Raw genomic sequence first — 1,550 nt, forward strand, 5'->3', positions numbered from 1 at the left:
TCCACCTCCGGACGTTGCGGCATGGAGAGGATGAACGCGCCGAGCATTGCGCAGTTGACGATGTTCATCTTGAAGCGGTCCGCTTTTTCAAACTCCGGCAGCCTGCGGATGATCTGCCGGTATTGCGGCTTTGCCTTTTTCGTGATGGTTCTTGCGGTGGCTGCATCATAGCCCAGCACAGCGGTCAGCTGCTTTTGAAAGGAACCGGAAAACAGCACCCACATTCCCATAGGCATCCCGGCGTATTTCATTGCAGATACCTCCCGGCTTCCGTTTCCAGTGCCTGCCATACCGGGTAGGCTGCGCCATGTTCATCAAAAAATTTCTTGAGGTCCCGGTTCAGCGCGCTCATTTCGTCGATGGCGTTCATGGCATGGTCGGAGACGCAGAGCTCGCCCAGCGAAGTGGCACACATCAGCTTGAAAAAGCGCAGGCAGGTCTTGCGGTACTTTTCCCCTTCAAAGTCCGCATCCTCCTTGGGCAGAATGGCGTGCCCGGCATTTCTGATGGCGCGGTATCCCTCGATGTTTGCATCCAGCAGACGGTTCAGGTATGCAGTATCTCCCCTGAGCTTTTTCAGGTCGCCGTCCGTTTTATAGCAAGCAAAAGCCGCAGGCATCACAAACGCGGCATGGCAGAGCAGATAGTCCTCCATGTTCGGCTCGTAAACAACCTTATATTTTGTGCCGTGGAAAATGCGCCCGATCAGCTGTTTATTGGAGATTGCACCCGGCAGCTGTCCGATGGTGATCTTTTTCAGGTCGATGGAGACCACCCGGTCAACCTCCCGATGCCCCGCAGAAAGCGCAAAGGCAAACAGGACGTTCTTTTCCGGCAGTGCCGCCGCCAGTGCCCTCGCCTGCACATTGTTCCCCACAAAAACGATGTTCTTCGTCCGGTTCGCCTGCAGCGTGTCCAGAACGGAATCCAGCTGTGTATAACGCAGGACCACAAAGATCACATCGTACATCGCATCCGGTGCAAGTTCAGTCACCACCGGAATGCGGCTGACCGAGGTGCAAAGCGAAAACTTATCCTTGATCCGCAAGCCGTTCTGCCTGATCTCCGCAGCCCAGTTTCCCCGCGCAAGCAGAGTGACATCCTTTCCGGCGCGCAGCAGATTTCTTGCCAGATTGCACCCCAGAACGCCTGCACCATATACCAGAATTTTCATTTCTTGCCTCCAAATCCGATCTTCACGATCTGCATTTTCATCCCGTTGTCCCCGACCTTGGCGAGAAACCGGAAAAAGCCGCTGACGGAAGGTGCTTTCCGATTACTGTACTGTCATCATTGTCGCCAGTGCCGCTGCTATGACTGCCATGCCCACCGTGCCGAACAGCCACTTTTTCTGTTTGTCTTTTGCAGTAATGTAGGGCTTCAGCTCCTCCGTTCCGAGGATCGTCCATGCGTTCGTGTGCCCCACCCAGTAGCCATCGATCAAAAAGCGGTCCATGAGATTCATAACGGACAAGATGACAAGCAGCTGCCAGAAGCCCGCCGCAAAGCTGCGCGCACCGTTTATCCCATAGACACAGACCAGCACATAG

The 1,550-nt window shown here is 54.8% G+C and carries 1 protein-coding gene and 3 pseudogenes; all 4 read right to left on the reverse strand.

What is annotated here, in order from left to right; translation table 11 throughout:
- Nucleotides 1–251 (reverse strand): annotated as a pseudogene (locus C4N24_RS14930) (L-2-amino-thiazoline-4-carboxylic acid hydrolase); the annotation flags it as partial.
- On the reverse strand, nucleotides 248–1,174 hold the full coding sequence (locus tag C4N24_RS14935) for a ketopantoate reductase family protein (RefSeq protein ID WP_112092031.1): 927 nt from the start codon (nucleotides 1,172–1,174) through the stop codon (nucleotides 248–250). The gene C4N24_RS14935 and the pseudogene C4N24_RS14930, both read right to left, overlap by 4 nt.
- Nucleotides 1,171–1,284 (reverse strand): annotated as a pseudogene (locus C4N24_RS15730) (class I SAM-dependent methyltransferase); the annotation flags it as partial. The gene C4N24_RS14935 and the pseudogene C4N24_RS15730, both read right to left, overlap by 4 nt.
- Nucleotides 1,277–1,550, reverse strand: a pseudogene (locus tag C4N24_RS14945) (hypothetical protein); the annotation flags it as partial. The pseudogenes C4N24_RS15730 and C4N24_RS14945, both read right to left, overlap by 8 nt.

The organism is Faecalibacterium prausnitzii, assembly GCF_003287405.1.
Classification (GTDB): Bacteria; Bacillota; Clostridia; order Oscillospirales; family Ruminococcaceae; genus Faecalibacterium; species Faecalibacterium intestinale.

What these genes read in the sequence shown, in the direction of transcription:
- C4N24_RS14935 (WP_112092031.1), bottom strand. Translation starts at nt 1,174, where the DNA reads ATGAAAATTCTGGTATATGGTGCAGGCGTTCTGGGGTGCAATCTGGCA.